This is a genomic window from Nonomuraea sp. KM88, assembly GCF_052245635.1.
GTDB lineage: Bacteria > Actinomycetota > Actinomycetes > Streptosporangiales > Streptosporangiaceae > Nonomuraea.
Map to the genome: position 1 here is coordinate 127,007 of NZ_JBQQCC010000011.1, position 14,047 is coordinate 141,053.

A 14,047-nucleotide genomic window follows, 5' to 3' on the forward strand; every position below is an offset into this window, starting at 1 on the left:
TTGAAGGAGAACCGTTATCGGCTGAGGCCCGCCCACGACTCCAGCTGGGCGACGAACCGCTTCGCGGAGTTGGGCCAGTGATGGTTGGTGCGGGCCGCCGCGTAACCGCGCGCCCCCTGGGCCCGCCGCTCCCGCACGTCGTCGCGGAGGGTCAGCACCGCCTGCGCGACCGCCTTGGGGTCCTCCCACGGCACGACGACGCCGCTGTCGTAACGTTCGACCAGCTCGACAGCGCGCGGGGAGGGGGTGGTGATGACGGGGATGCCGTGGGCCATGTACTCAACGATCTTCGTCGGCATGGAATGCCGGTAGTTGGGCTCGTCGTGGAGTAAGGAAAGCCCCGCGAGCGCCCCGTCGAGCCGCTTGAGCGCCTCGTCGTTGGGCATGAAGTCGCGCCATTCCAGCAGGCCCTCGGTGACGGCCTGGTTGAGCATCGGACGGCTCTGCGGGTCGGCGTACCCGATCAGCTCGACGGCCACGCGGTACGGCTGCAGCAGCTTGGCCACCTCGACGGCCTCGATCACGCCCCTGGCCCGCGACAGCCAGCCGAGATAGACGACCCGGTCGTCGCCGGGCGGGGTCACGGAGTCGGGCACCCAGGTCTCGTTGGGCACGATGGGGTGGGCGTGCTTGAACCGGCCCGCGTACGCCGTCTCGGCCAGCATCAGGTGCATGTGGCGCTCGGCGGTGCCTTCGAGCATGCGGGCCATGAAGCGCACGGGCGGCCGCAGGGGCGAGGGGAGCCAGGGCTTCAGCGAGAGCGTGGCCGGGGTGTCCTCGTGCACGTCCCACACCACGGGCGGCCTGTTGCGTACGCCCCACACGGCGAACAGCAGCTCGGGGTCGTGGACCAGGACCAGGTCGACCTTGTCGCGCATGCGCTTGAACAGCCGGCGGGCGGCCCACACCGCGGACAGGCGTTTGCGCTGTGCGGCCCTGGGCAGATCGACGCCCGTGACCCAGGGACGGGGGACGACGCCGAAAGCGGTGAAGGACGCCGCGTACGTGACCTCATGACCGGCGTCCACGAGAGCGCGTATCTGCCGATGCAGAATCCTCGCGTCCTCGGGGTTATGCACCACCGTCATGACGAGCACGTGCACTGCGCGCAGCCCTCCGTCGCTACAGCCGCTCGACGCGTTCACCCTCGGCGAGAACGCCTCGGGTGTCCAGCACGAGCTTGGCTTTCGCCTCGACCATGTCGAGGTCGAACGCGGCGTGCTGCTGCAGGAGCAGCGTCACGTCCGCGTTGGTCACGGCCTCGGCGAGATCCTCCTCACGCGGCACCGGGGTGCCGTCGACCGACCACTCCTTGACGTACGGATCGGCGAACGAGAGCTCCGCTCCCAGTTCCAGCAGCGCCCGCGCCACCGGGAGCGCCGGGGTCTCACGTTCGTCGGCGATATCCGGTTTGTACGTGACGCCGAGCATAACCACTTTGGCGCCGTTCACGGGCTTCTTGTTGCTGTTCAGCAATCGCTGGACCCGCGCCACCACGTACGACGGCATCCGCTCGTTGATCTCCTGCGCCAGCTCGACGAACCGGAACGGGTAGCCGAGCTTGCGCACGGTGTAGGAGAGGTAGGACGGGTCGACGGGGATGCAGTGCCCGCCGACGCCCGGTCCTGGCAGGAACTTCTGGAAGCCGAACGGCTTGGTCGCGGCGGCCTCTATCGACTCCCACAGGTCGATGCCGAGCTCGTCGCAGAAGATCGCCATCTCGTTGACGAGGGCGATGTTGACGTGCCGGTAGGTGTTCTCCAGCAGCTTGGCCATCTCGGCCTCGCGAGTGCCGCTGACCGGCACCACCTGCTCGATGAATCCCCCGTAGAACGCCGTCGCCCGGTCGCGGCAGGTCAGCGTGTAGCCGCCGACGACCTTGGGGGTGTTGTGCAGCCCGAACTTGGGGTTGCCCGGGTCGATGCGCTCGGGCGAGAACGCCAGGTGGAAGTCCTCGCCGGCGCGCAGTCCCGAGCTCTCCAGCAGCGGCCTGGCCACCTCGTCGGTGGTGCCCGGCCAGGTGGTGGACTCGAGCACGACGAGCGTGCCCTTGCTCAGGTTGCGGGCGACGGTCTTGGTGGCGCCCTCCACGGCCGACAGGTCAGGACGGTGGTCCTCGTCGAGCGGGGTGGGCACGCAGATGACGATGGTGTTGCTTCTGGCCAGCACGGTCTCGTCGAGCGTGGCGCTGAACCCGTTGGCCAGCATGTGCTCGAGGTCCGCGTCGGTCAGGTCATCGATGTAGGACTGCCCGGCGTTGAGCGCGTCGACCTTGCGGGGGTCGACGTCCACGCCGACGACCCGCAACCCGGCGGCCGCCGCCTCTTTGGCGAGCGGCATGCCGACGTAGCCCAGACCGATGACAGCCAAGTCGATTTCTGTCACAGCTGTGCCTTGAGGAGCCGGAAACAACACTTCATGGTCGCAAAGGTTATCTCAAGTCCACCTAGCTCACGCCTAATGCGACCGAACCCGTCGTAAGAGACAGCCAACACGAAGGTCATCATTCACCAAGAGACCGGTATAGAGCTTGATAAGTCTCGGCAACCCGGCTCCACGTGCGCTTCGCCGCCACTTCGGCCCGTCCCGCATCGCCCATCTCCGCGCGCTTGCCGGGATCTTCCCTGAGCCCGGCGAGCGCCTTGGCCAGCGCGGCGGGATCGCCGGGCGGCACGAGCATTCCGGCGCCGTCGGAGCCGACGAGCTCGGAAAGCGCGGGCAGATCGCTCAGCACGACGGGTTTGCCGAGCGCCATCGCCTCGACCGGTTTCAATGGCGTAACAAGTCGGCACACGCGAAGGTCCTCGCGCGGGCAGACGAAGATGTCGATGGCGTCCTGCGCCTGCAGCGCCTCCTCGGGACCGACCCGCCCCGGCAGGACGGCGTCACTCAGACCCAGCTCGTCGACCAGCTCGAGCAGGTTGTCGCGCTCGGTGCCGTCGCCGACGATGAGCACCCGCACCGGGGTGCGGTCGTCACGCAGCAGCGCGGCGGCCCGCAACAGTGTGGCGAATCCCTCGTAGGCCACGATGCTGGACACCGACCCGACCACGATCTCGCCGGGCTCGATGCCGTACGCCTGCCTGAACGAGGCGCCGTCGTAGTGGGCCGACAGCAGCGAGTCGTCCACGGCGTTGGGCGCCAGGTGGATCTTCTCCCTGGGCACGCCGCGCTCGACGATCTCGGCGGCCATCGTCTCGGCCAGCGTCACCACGGCGTCCGCCTCGCGCATCAGGAACGCCTCGCGCTCGCGCTGGAGCACGTGCCGCTGGCTGCCGACGCGGATCGGGTCGCGCGAGGCCCAGGTCTCCTCCAGGAAGCCGCGCACCTCGTAGACGAACGGCGTGCCCGTCCTGTCGCGCACGGCGTGGGCGATCGAGCCGTTGCGGTGGTCGGTGGCGGCGTGCACGACCCGCGGCCGCAGCTCGGTCACCAGCTTGGTGACCCCGTCGGCGCCCCGCGTGATGCGGCCCTGGGTCTCGAACGGCATCTCCCCGTGCCCGTCCGGCAGCAGCCGGTAGTAGGGGATGCCGTCGATCTCTTCGTACGGGGCCGCGTCGGCGTGGCCCTGCAACATCGGCCAGCCCCAGCTCGTGACCACGTGCGGGTCGATGCCCGCGGCCTTCTGCGAGCTGACGATGCGGTGGGTGCGGACGGTGTAGCCGGCCTGCGTGTACGGCAGCGCGTTGGTGACGACGTGCAGCACGCGGTTCTCGACCCGGCTCAGGATGGCCACCTTGGGGGCCGGCGGGATCGGGTCGGGGCTGATGGCGGCTAACTCGCCTCGGTAGTAGGCGGCCCTGCGCTTGACGAAGGGGTATTTGGTGTGCGCCTCGAGCACGGCGGCGGCCTCGCTGACGCGGCCGGCGTCCCAGTGGGTCTTGGCTTCGTTCCACGGACCCTTGACCACGCGCATGCCGAACTTGCGCACCATGCGCCGGGCCCGGCGCGCGGCCGGCCAGGCCACGCTGCCCACGATGGGCCGCATCCGGGGCGGAAGCGTGTCGGCGGCGGCCTGGGCCACGCGGACGGGGTCGGATCTGACCTTCGTCATGACCACCCGGGAAACGATGATCGGGTGCTGGACGAAGCCTTTGAGAAGTCCACCGACGCCGGCACGGGCGGACTTCGCGGAAACCCTGTCGGATGAGCGGGAGGAGTCTTGACGACTGGCGTCGGATGCCACGCGGTGACCGTACCATAGGCAGCGTTTTTTCCCTTCCGCTATGAAAGGCGAGGTCAATGAGGGAGAACCCCCTGGTCCTGCACGTATTGGGTGCTCGTCCCAATTTCGTGAAAGCGGCCCCGGTGGTCCGGGCACTCGGTGAACTCGGCGTGCGGCAGGGCATCATCCACACCGGTCAGCACTATGACGCGCTGATGTCGGACGTGTTCTTCGCCGACCTCGGCCTGCCCGAGCCGGTGGCGAACCTGGGCGTCGGCTCGGGCAGCCACGCCAGGCAGACCGCGGCGCTGCTCGTCGGCCTGGAGGAGGTCGTGCAGGAGCAGGAGCCCGACCTGGTCGTGGTGTACGGCGACGTCAACTCGACGCTGGCCGCGATCCTCGTCTGCGCCAAGCTGGGCGTGAAGACCGCGCACGTGGAGGCCGGGCTGCGCTCGTTCGACCGCGGCATGCCGGAGGAGGTCAACCGGGTCGTCACCGACGCGCTGGCCGACGTGCTGTTCGCCACCTCGCCCGAGGCGCTGTCCTACCTGGCGTCCGAGGGCGTGCCCGCGTCGAAGGTGCACCTGGTGGGCAACCCCATGATCGACAGCCTGTACGCGGCCCTGCCCTCGCTGGACCCGGAGCCCGTGGTGGAACGGCTCGGCCTGCCCGGCCGCTACGCCGTGGCGACCCTGCACAGGCCGGCGAACGTGGACACGGCCGAGGCCGCCAAGGAGCTGGTCGACGCGGTTCTGGACGTGTCGCGGCAGATCCCGCTCGTGGTGCCCGTGCACCCGAGGGGCAAGGCCCGGCTGGCCGAGGCGGGCCTGGTCGACGGCCCGTCGGTCAAGGTGGTCGACCCGCTGGGATATGTGGACTTCCTCTCACTCGTCCGCGGGGCGGCGCTGGTGGTCACCGACTCAGGGGGCGTGCAGGAGGAGACGACCGTGCTGGGCGTGCCCTGCCTGACCGTACGGCCCAACACCGAGCGGCCGATCACGATCACGCACGGCACGAACCGGCTGGTCACGCCCGCGCTGCTGCCGGCGGCGGCGGAGAAGTCACTGGCCGACGGCGCCTCGACGCCCGCGGGCGAGCTCCCGGTGTTGTGGGACGGCCAGGCCGGCCCGCGGATCGCGAAGGTGATCTCCGCCTGGCTCAAGGGGGACAACCTGGCCCCTGCCTCTCAGGGCAAACGCCCCGAATAGTGGCCATTTCCCCCGTAGCATGATGTACCTCCGCTGAGCGTTAGGCGTCCCACCATGGCCGAAAATCCTCGCGGGGGGCAGGCCCCCCGCGTTCCTCCCGAGAATCTCGGTGCTTCGCACGGATCTTCCCAACACGAGCCCTCCGAGTTCGTGTACCAGCGACTCGGCCCCGTCAACTGGCTGCCCGAGGACCGCAAGGTCGTCGAGCGGTACGAGGCGGAGCTGAGAGAGTTGCGGCGGCGGCTGGAGATCGCCGAGGCCAAGGCCGCGTACGCCGGCTGGAAGCTGGAGGCCACGCAGGCCAAGCGCACGTTCAAGCTGGGCGAGGCGCTGGGCACGAAGAGCCCCGGAAAGATCGTCGAGGCGGTCAGGTCGAAGCAGAAGGCCCCCAAGCCGCCCACACCCGTCACCGAGGCCATCGAGGCGGCGAACAACCGGCCGCCGCTGGTCGACGTGCCCGCGGTGAAGTGGCCGGCGGGCCCGGTCAACCGGCCCGACCTGAAGGTCGCGGTGATCCTCGACGACTTCTCCAGGATGGCCTTCCGCTACGAGTGGGACCAGATTGAGTTCGGGCTCAAGGACTGGCCCGAGATCTTCGCGGACAAGCGGCCCGACCTGCTGTTCTGCGAGTCGGCCTGGCACGGCAACCAGGGCCGCTGGCGCTACCAGATGACCGGCACCAACGCTCCCAAGGAGCCGCTGCGCGACCTGGTGGCCTGGTGCAGGCAGGAGGGCATCCCCACGGTCTTCTGGAACAAGGAGGACCCGCCGAACTTCGACTTCTTCATCGACACGGCCAAGCTGTTCGACTACGTGTTCACCTGCGACGGTGACATGCTGCCGAAATATCGCGAAGTTCTCGGACATGACCGGGTGGACGTGCTGCAGTTCGCCGCCCAGCCCCGCGTGCACAACCCCATCCAGCAGCGCCAGGGCCGCCTGCACGACGTGGTGTTCGCCGGGATGTACTTCCGCGACAAGCACCCCGAGCGCCGCGAGCAGATGGAGACCGTGCTCGACCCGATCAGGGAGCTCGGGCTGCACATCTTCGCCCGCAACGGCGAGGTGGACGAGAAGTACGCCTGGCCGGAGAAGTACCGGCCGCACATCGTGGGCGAGCTGCCCTACGACCGGATGCTGGCCGCGTACCGGATGTACAAGGTCTTCCTCAACGTCAACTCGGTGCTGGACTCGCCGACCATGTGCGCCCGCCGCGTCTTCGAGCTGTCGGCCTGCGCCACCCCCGTCGTGTCGGGGTGGTCACGGGCGATCGAGGAGACCTTCGGCGAGCTCGTCCCCATCGCGCGCGAGCCGGTCGAGTCGTACAACCAGGTGCTGCACCTGATCAACAGCCCCGAGCTGCGGGCCAGGACGAGCCACCTGGCGATGCGCGAGGTCTTCGACAAGCACCTGTTCTCCCACCGCGTCGACCAGATCCTCCAGCTCCTCGGGCAGCAGACGCCGGCCAGGTCGCGCTCGATCTCGGTCGTGCTGCCCACCAACCGCGCCGCCCAGATCGAGCACGCGATCTCGTCGGTGGCCCGCCAGATCCACCGGCCGCTCCAGCTCGTCATGGTGCTGCACGGCCTGGACATCGACCCGGTCGTGGTCGCCGACAAGGCCCGCATGGCGGGCATCACCGACGTCGTCGTCCTGCCCGCGGACGCCTCGCTCTCGCTCGGCGCCTGCATGAACCTGGGCATCGCCGCCGCCGAGGGCGACCTGATCGCCAAAATGGACGACGACAACCTCTACGGCGAGCACTATCTGTCGGATTTGGTCAGGGCGTTCGACTACTCCGACGCCGAGCTGGTCGGCAAGGGCGCGCACTACGCCTATTTCGAGGGCATGAACACGACCATGCTGCGCCTGCCCGGCCTGGAGCACCGCTACTCGTTCCTCGTCCAGGGCGGCACGTTCCTCGGCAAGGCCGACATGTTCCGTTCGTACGGCTTCGCGGACATCACCCGCGGCGAGGACACCCAGCTGGTACGGCGGCTGAAGGAGGACTCCGTCAAGATCTACTCGGCGGACCGCTTCAACTTCGTCTACTGGCGCAGCGCGGACGCCTCGATGCACACGTGGCAGGCCGACCACATCAAGCTGACCCGCAACGCGCAGTTCGCCTTCGTCGGCCGCCCTGACGACCACGTGCTCATCTGACCCGTCAGGCGACCTGTTCGAGGTTCTTGTCGGCGAGGCGGGCCAGTTCGTACAGGCCCTGCGCCTTCACCTTCTGGCCGACCACGAGCATGCTCATGACCACGGTGCCCCGCCTGATCATGACGGAGCCGATCTGCGCGTTCTTCTCGCCGCCGGCCGCCGAGGTGAGGTAGGCCCGCGACTCGTCGCCCTTGGGCGGCATCTTCAGCGTCCTGGTCGTGTACGTCACCTGCGTGCCGCCGACGTCGGCCGTGTAGGAGGCGCACTGGCGCGGCAGCGGCTTGGGGAAGGACTCCGACGGCAGCGACACCACCGCCTGCGTGATCGAGCCGCGCTCGGCGGCGAACGCGATCACCGCGGCGGGCGCCCCCGCGATGTCGGGCTGCTCGATGTCGAGCTGCGCCGCGCCCGCGCACTCCGGGCGCTGCAGCTTGGCCTGGCGCAGCGCGGCGATGCCCTGCTGGGTGGACTTGAGCTTGCCGAACGCGCCCAGCTCGGGGCCGTAGGCGACGTGCATGCCGTCGGGCACCGGCAGCAGGGCGGCGCGGAGCTTGGCCGAGGCGGCGGACGGCGAGGACGCGGACGCCGAGGCAGCGGGGGTCTGCGGCTCCTCCCCGGAGGAACATCCGGCAAGGGCCAGCATGCCCAGACATATGCCAGAAATGGTCTTAAGCATATACGCTCCAATTCGCTCGCGCGGCATTGTCGGAAACGCTAGAGGAAGCGGAGAGTACGCAGCCGGGCAACGTCGCTATTCGCGGAATTCAATGGTTTCGCGGCTTTTTCCGGTTCCGCGGCCCACGAAGGGTGCCGCGATCGTGCTGGTCAGGCACTCGCCACCGCCAGGAGGCTGCCAAGAGGGGCGTGCCGGCCACTTGACTCTCCGGCCTGACATGCCGGACGGGTGACCCGATCAGGCATTCGCCGTAATAGGTCGCGCAAAATGTTTCTCGAACCACTGCGCGGCATGACGCCGCTTTTCACCCGGCTGCTGATGATCGCGCCATGGGCCTGACTCCACGCGACCTCGGGATGAAACAGATCATTTCCCGCCGGGACTTCTTCGACGGCATAGCCGTGAGCGCTCTGGGGAGCCCGGCGGCGGCACGAGTGGCGCATGGCGCCCCTGGGCAGGCTGAGACGCCCCAGAACGCCGCGTACGGGCCGGGCGGCTTCACGGTGCGGGGAGACACCAGTGAGGCGCTCAGCGTGCCGCACGCGCTGCGGGACGGGCGGTTCTGGGCCCACGCGGGCGCGCCGGAGGCGACAGGCGAGCACTACGACCTCGTGGTGGCCGGCGGCGGGCGCAGCGGGATGAGCGCCGCCACCGCATGGCTGCGGCACGATCCCGGCGCCTCCGTCCTCGTCCTCGACAACCACGACGAGGCCGCGGGGCAGGCCCGGCGCGACGCGCTGCGCCGCAGGACCCGCCAGGGAGCCGAGCGGGGACGGCCCGACGGCGTGATGTGCGACGCGGAGACCTTCGGCGCGGACACGCTGGTCAGGCTCGACTCGCCCGGATGGGCCGGCGAGGCGCCGATCGCCGAGCGGGCCAGGCGCGACCTGCTCATGCTCCACGAGAACCCGCCCGACTGGTTCCCCAGGCTGTCGGCGGAGGAGAAGCAGGAGCGGCTGGCCGCGCTCACGTACTCCGAGTTCCTGCTCCAGGTGTGCGGCGTCCATCCGGACGTCGAGCGGTTCTGCCGGACCATGCCGTGCCGCGAATGGGCCTACGACACCCGGGCCTTCGGCGCGATCGACGCCTGGGGCACCGGCTATCCGGGGTTCGCCGGCCTCGGGCTCGACCGGGACAAACCCTCCCGGCTCAACTCGCCCAGCGTGCGGCAGGAATGGCAGGCCGGCGTCCGAGGCGACCACGTCGCCCCGCCGCCGTCCGACGGCCGGGCGCGGCTGCGGCTGTCCAGCCCGGTGGTGTTCGCGCGCGACGGCGCCCGCGCCGCGACCGTGGGCTACTTCGACGGCCACCAGGTCATGACGGTCGAGGCCGGGGCGGTGATCCTGGCCTGCTGGAGCGCGGTCGTCCCGTACCTGGTGCCCGAACTCCCCGAGGACCAGCGGCGGGCGCTGCGCTCCGCGATCAGGGTGCCGCTGCTGCACGCCACGGTGCAGGTGCGCGACGCGCACGCATGGCGGCGGCTCGGCGTCCGGCGGGTGCGCTGGACGGGCGCGTACTGGTGCTTCTGCGAGCTCGAACCGCCCGCCACCGTGCACCTCCTGGCCGCGCCCTGCCGCTCCGAGCTGGGGCCCGGCGCGGGCGCCGCGGCGGGCAGGCGGGAACTGGTCAGGACGCCGTACGGGCGGCTCGAGCACACCATCCGCGACCAGCTGGCCCGGCTGCTCGGCCCTGCCGGCTTCGACCCCGCGGCGGACATCGAGGCGATCACGGTCGACCGGTGGGGGCACGCGAACACGCCCGAGTACTGCCGGCCCTGGCACCCGTACTATCCCGACGGGCCCTTCCCCGCGGACGTCGCGCGCAGGGGCTTCGGCAGGATCGCGATCGCGGGCTCCGACTCCGCGCCCGTGGGACGCGCCGACGCGGCCGTGTCCGCCGCGCTGCGCGCCGTCGCGGAACTCGGGCGATGACGCCGTGGCTGCCCTGATCCTCATCGGCCAGCCCTTCCCCCGCGAGGGAGCGCCGGTGTCTGGACTGAGGAGAGAGGGAGCGCAGCGACCGAACGACGAGGGAAGACACCGGACCCAAGCGACCGAGCCCGCGATCCGCAGGATCGCCACCAACCCGCGAGGGAGCGCCGGTGTCTGGACTGAGGAGAGAGGGAGCGCAGCGACCGAACGACGAGGGAAGACACCGGACCCAAGCGACCGAGCCCGCGATCCGCAGGATCGCCATCAACCCGCTTCGGCCCGCCGAGAGCCCAAGATCCCGTCCCAATAATCCCGGTAATGAACGTCTTCCCCCCACTGCGCGGGGACCATAAACGGTGCTAGTCTCCTGTGCGATCTTCCGGAGGTGTATTTACACAAGGTGTGGAAATGCCCCCGACTCGAGGTTGGGACATGGGCTCGCGAAACCGGTCAATTCGGTTCAAGATCTTCTTATTGCTGCTGCTACCCCTCCTGTCTCTGAGCGCGCTGTGGGGTTTCGTGCTCAACCTCACCATGGGCGACACCCAGTCACTGCTCCGGGCGGACACGCTCTACCAGACGATCGGTGTGACCTCCACCGACCTGGGCTTACAGCTGCAGGCCGAACGCGTGCGCTCGATGGAACCGCTCACCGCGCGTGAGCTCTCCGAGGTGCTCGGCAGCCAGCGCTCCCGCACCGACAAGGCCGTCGACGACTTCCGCCGGGCCGTCGACGAGGCCGGTGACGCCGTCGACAGCGACCTGCGCCGCCCTATCGGAAACCTCAACGTCGCCCTCGACCGGCTCGGCCAGATCAGGGCCGGCGTCGACGAGAGCCGCGGCAACCGCCTCACCACGCTCAACGCCTACAACCACGTGCTCGACCGGCTCTTCCTGGTCTACGACCACCTGGTCACCGTCTCCGACCTGGCCATCTACCAGCAGGCCTCCGCGATGCAGGCCATGGGCATGGCCCGGGAGTACATCGCCAGGGAGCACGCCCTCATCGTCGGGACGCGCGGCGCCGAACGGCTCAGCGACGCCGAGGCGGCCGCCTTCACCGAGTACGTCGCCTCCAGGAAGTTCCTGCACGCGCGCGGGCTGGCCGGGCTCGACGTGCGGCTGCGCGAGCCGTACAAGCTGGTCTTCGCCACCGACCCCTTCCTCTCCTTCACCAGCCTGGAGGCGCGCGTCGCCGGATCCGGCGAGCTGCCCGCCGACAACGACCGCTGGCACGAAATCGTCGACCGGCTCACCACCCAGCTCGACGAGATCGGCGCCGAGTCGTCCGCGACCGTGGCCACGCGCGCGGCCGAGGCCGCCACCTCAACCATCGTCAAGATCGCCATCGCGGGCGGCGTCGGTTTGATCGCGGTGCTCGCGTCAATCATCATCTCTGTACGCTTCGGTCGCCGCCTGGCCGGCGAGCTGGGCGGGCTGCGTTCGGCCGCGGTCGAGCTGTCGCAGACCCGGCTGCCCGAGATCGTGGCGAGGCTGCGCAGGGGCGAGGACGTCGACGTACGGAAGGAAACGAAGGCGATCAAGGTGAGCGGTTCCGCTGAGATCACCGACGTGGCCAGGGCCTTCGGCTCCGTGCAGCGCACCGCCGTCAACGCAGCGGTCGGCCAGGCCTCGCTGCGGCGCGGCGTCGGCCAGGTCTTCCTCAACCTCGCCCGCCGCAAGCAGGGCCTGCTGCACCGCCAGCTCGCGCTCCTCGACGGCATGCAGCGCCGCACGCACGACCCCGACCGGCTGGAAGAGCTCTTCCGGCTCGACCACCTGACCACCCGCATGCGCCGCCACGCGGAGAGCCTGATGGTGCTGTCGGGCGCCGAGCCAGGAAGGGCCTGGCGCAAGCCGGTGTCCGTGATCGACATCGTCAGGGCCGCGGTCGCCGAGGTCGAGGACTACACCAGGGTCGCCGTGGAGGCGATGCCGGTCGGCGCGGTCGACGGCACCACAGCGGCCGACATCACCCACCTGGTGGCCGAGCTGGTCGAGAACGCCACCATCTACTCGCCGCCCGACACCACGGTCCGGGTGAGCGGCGACATGGTGAGCAACGGCTACGCCATCGAGGTGGAGGACAAAGGCCTCGGGCTGTCGGCCGGCGAATACGCCCAGTTCAACGCGCTGCTGGCCGCGCCACCCGAGTTCGACCTGGCCGACAGCGACAGGCTCGGCCTGTTCGTGGTGGCCAGGCTGGCCGAACGGCACGGGATCCAGGTACTGCTGCGACGCTCGCCCTTCGGCGGCACGACGGCCATCGTGCTCGTGCCGCGGACGCTGGTGTCCGACCAGGCGACACTGGAGGCGGGCAGCGGCGACGGCAAGGCCGCCCTGCCGAGCCGTACGAGAAAGAAGGCGCTCGCGGTCGTGACCTCGGGCACCCACGCCGGGCTGCCCAGGCGAGTGCGTCAGGCCAAGCTGGCGCCGCAGCTCAAGCAACAACCGCCTGAGCCGGAGCCGCAGGCCGAACGCTCTCCCGAAGAGGTACGCGACCTGTTCTCCGCGTTCCAGCGGGGAACGCAACGCGCCCGAGAAGAAGCCTCTGAGGAGGGGCCCATGAGTAAGGGGGATGCATGAGTGTGCCGGCCACCAACACCGGTGAACTGAACTGGCTGCTGGACGACCTCGCGACAAGGGTCGCCGCGGTCCGCCAGGCGGTCATCCTGTCGACGGACGGGCTGGCGGTGGGTTATTCCAGCGCGCTGACCCGTGACGACGCCGAGCACCTGTCAGCGGTCGCGGCCGGGTTCCAGAGCCTGGCCCGCGGCACCGGGCGGCATTTCGGCGGCGGCGACGTGCGCCAGACCATCGTGGAGATGGAGAGCGCGTTCATGTTCGTCACCGCGGCCGGACAGGGCACCTGCCTGGCCGTCATCGCCGATGCCAGCGTGGACGTCGGCCACATCGCCTACGAGATGGCGATGCTGGTCAAGCGGGTGGGTCAGCACATCAGCACCAACCCACGCGCTGGAGCGTCATGAGCGATAGCCCGCAGTGGTTCGATGAGGAGGCGGGGCCGATCGTCCGGCCCTATGCTCTCATCCGCGGTCGCACGCACTCCTCCGGAGACACGTTCGACCTCGTGGCCACCGTGCGCGTCATCGGCGACCCGCCTGACGAGCTCGGCCCAGAACAGCAACTGATCCTGCGGGCAGCGCGAAACCCGATCTCGGTGGCAGACCTGGCCGTCGAGATCGACCTGCCCGTCGGCGTCGTCCGGGTCATGCTCGGCGACCTGCGTGACAACGGCCTCATCTCGGTGACGTCGCCCTCGGCTGGAGGGGCGCGCTCGAACGAGCGCATTCTCAAGGAAGTGATCAATGGACTCCGTGCTCTCTGAGGACCCCGTCGCGCTCAAGATTCTTGTCGCGGGGGGGTTCGGCGTCGGCAAGACCACACTGGTCGGGTCGATCAGCGAGATCAAGCCGCTGCGCACGGAGGAGGTGCTCTCCGACCGCGGGATCGGCGTCGACGACCTCGACGGGGTGGAGGCCAAGTCCACCACCACCGTCGCGATGGACTTCGGTCGCATCACGATCCGCGACGGGCTCGTGGTGTACCTGTTCGGAACGCCGGGCCAGGAGCGGTTCTGGTTCATGTGGGACGAGCTGTCCCACGGCGCGCTGGGCGCGGTCGTGATCGCCGACACCAGGCGGCTGACCGACTGCTTCCCGTCCGTCGACTACTTCGAGCAGCGCGGCACGCCGTTCGTGGTGGCCGTCAACTGCTTCGACGGCGCCGCCCGGCACAGCGTCGACGACGTGCGCATCGCGCTCGACCTCGAGGACGACGTACCGGTGATGCTCTGCGACGTGCGGCGGCGCACCTCCGCCAAGGAGGTCATGATCACCCTGGTCGAGCACTCCTTGCGGACCCTCGCCTCGGCGAACTGACG

At 69.6% G+C, this 14,047-nt stretch carries 11 protein-coding genes; 7 read left to right on the plus strand and 4 right to left on the minus strand.

The genetic code is table 11. From position 1 onward, the window contains the following. Window positions 1–14: 14 nt before the first annotated feature. From ACTWPV_RS29600 to ACTWPV_RS29610, 3 genes are all read right to left on the minus strand, one after another. Window positions 15–1,103 carry a glycosyltransferase gene (locus tag ACTWPV_RS29600; protein WP_347646066.1) on the minus strand — a complete coding sequence of 363 codons (1,089 nt, stop codon included), beginning with the start codon at window positions 1,101–1,103 and terminating at the stop codon, window positions 15–17. 19 nt (window positions 1,104–1,122) lie between these two features. After that, window positions 1,123–2,370: a nucleotide sugar dehydrogenase gene (locus ACTWPV_RS29605; RefSeq protein WP_443154298.1), complete on the minus strand. Its 1,248-nt coding sequence runs from the start codon at window positions 2,368–2,370 to the stop codon at window positions 1,123–1,125. 133 nt (window positions 2,371–2,503) lie between these two features. Continuing rightward, complete coding sequence (locus tag ACTWPV_RS29610) at window positions 2,504–4,054, minus strand: glycosyltransferase family 4 protein (RefSeq protein ID WP_347646064.1); 1,551 nt, start codon at window positions 4,052–4,054, stop codon at window positions 2,504–2,506. Between the two features lie 188 nt (window positions 4,055–4,242). Between ACTWPV_RS29610 and wecB the strand changes: the two genes are divergently transcribed. Beyond that, window positions 4,243–5,373, plus strand: coding sequence for a non-hydrolyzing UDP-N-acetylglucosamine 2-epimerase (wecB, locus tag ACTWPV_RS29615; protein ID WP_443154299.1), 1,131 nt, complete (start codon window positions 4,243–4,245; stop codon window positions 5,371–5,373). Between the two features lie 150 nt (window positions 5,374–5,523). Next, the gene (locus tag ACTWPV_RS29620) at window positions 5,524–7,536 is read left to right on the plus strand and encodes a glycosyltransferase family protein (RefSeq protein WP_443154300.1); all 2,013 of its coding nucleotides are present in this window, start codon (window positions 5,524–5,526) and stop codon (window positions 7,534–7,536) included. Between the two features lie 4 nt (window positions 7,537–7,540). Here ACTWPV_RS29620 and ACTWPV_RS29625 read toward each other — a convergent pair whose 3' ends face one another. After that, entirely contained in the window at window positions 7,541–8,179 is a 639-nt protein-coding gene (locus tag ACTWPV_RS29625; protein ID WP_443154301.1) for a hypothetical protein, read from the minus strand. A gap of 362 nt (window positions 8,180–8,541) precedes the next feature. On the opposite strand from ACTWPV_RS29625, the gene ACTWPV_RS29630 reads away from it, so the two are divergent. The 5 genes from ACTWPV_RS29630 (at window position 8,542) to ACTWPV_RS29650 (ending at window position 14,045) form a co-directional block, all read left to right on the plus strand. Continuing rightward, window positions 8,542–10,143: an NAD(P)-binding protein gene (locus ACTWPV_RS29630; protein ID WP_443154302.1), complete on the plus strand. Its 1,602-nt coding sequence runs from the start codon at window positions 8,542–8,544 to the stop codon at window positions 10,141–10,143. 474 nt (window positions 10,144–10,617) lie between these two features. Beyond that, a complete protein-coding gene (locus ACTWPV_RS29635; protein WP_443154303.1) occupies window positions 10,618–12,729 on the plus strand; it encodes a nitrate- and nitrite sensing domain-containing protein in 2,112 nt (703 codons plus the stop codon). Continuing rightward, the gene (locus ACTWPV_RS29640; protein WP_347617457.1) at window positions 12,726–13,133 is read left to right on the plus strand and encodes a roadblock/LC7 domain-containing protein; all 408 of its coding nucleotides are present in this window, start codon (window positions 12,726–12,728) and stop codon (window positions 13,131–13,133) included. The genes ACTWPV_RS29635 and ACTWPV_RS29640 overlap by 4 nt, the downstream gene beginning before the upstream one ends. After that, window positions 13,130–13,492 (plus strand): DUF742 domain-containing protein, encoded by a 363-nt coding sequence (locus ACTWPV_RS29645; RefSeq protein ID WP_347617458.1) that lies wholly within the window; start codon window positions 13,130–13,132, stop codon window positions 13,490–13,492. The genes ACTWPV_RS29640 and ACTWPV_RS29645 overlap by 4 nt, the downstream gene beginning before the upstream one ends. After that, window positions 13,473–14,045 (plus strand): GTP-binding protein, encoded by a 573-nt coding sequence (locus tag ACTWPV_RS29650; protein ID WP_347646058.1) that lies wholly within the window; start codon window positions 13,473–13,475, stop codon window positions 14,043–14,045. Before ACTWPV_RS29645 ends, ACTWPV_RS29650 begins: the two co-directional genes overlap by 20 nt. Window positions 14,046–14,047: the final 2 nt, after the last annotated feature.

Excerpts from the sequence above, each read along its gene's own strand:
- ACTWPV_RS29610 (WP_347646064.1), bottom strand. The coding sequence starts at position 4,054 with ATGACGAAGGTCAGATCCGACCCCGTCCGCGTGGCCCAGGCCGCCGCC.
- wecB (WP_443154299.1), top strand. The coding sequence starts at position 4,243 with ATGAGGGAGAACCCCCTGGTCCTGCACGTATTGGGTGCTCGTCCCAAT.
- ACTWPV_RS29625 (WP_443154301.1), bottom strand. The coding sequence starts at position 8,179 with ATGCTGGCCCTTGCCGGATGTTCCTCCGGGGAGGAGCCGCAGACCCCC.
- ACTWPV_RS29630 (WP_443154302.1), top strand. The coding sequence starts at position 8,542 with ATGGGCCTGACTCCACGCGACCTCGGGATGAAACAGATCATTTCCCGC.
- ACTWPV_RS29640 (WP_347617457.1), top strand. The coding sequence starts at position 12,726 with ATGAGTGTGCCGGCCACCAACACCGGTGAACTGAACTGGCTGCTGGAC.
- ACTWPV_RS29645 (WP_347617458.1), top strand. The coding sequence starts at position 13,130 with ATGAGCGATAGCCCGCAGTGGTTCGATGAGGAGGCGGGGCCGATCGTC.
- ACTWPV_RS29650 (WP_347646058.1), top strand. The coding sequence starts at position 13,473 with ATGGACTCCGTGCTCTCTGAGGACCCCGTCGCGCTCAAGATTCTTGTC.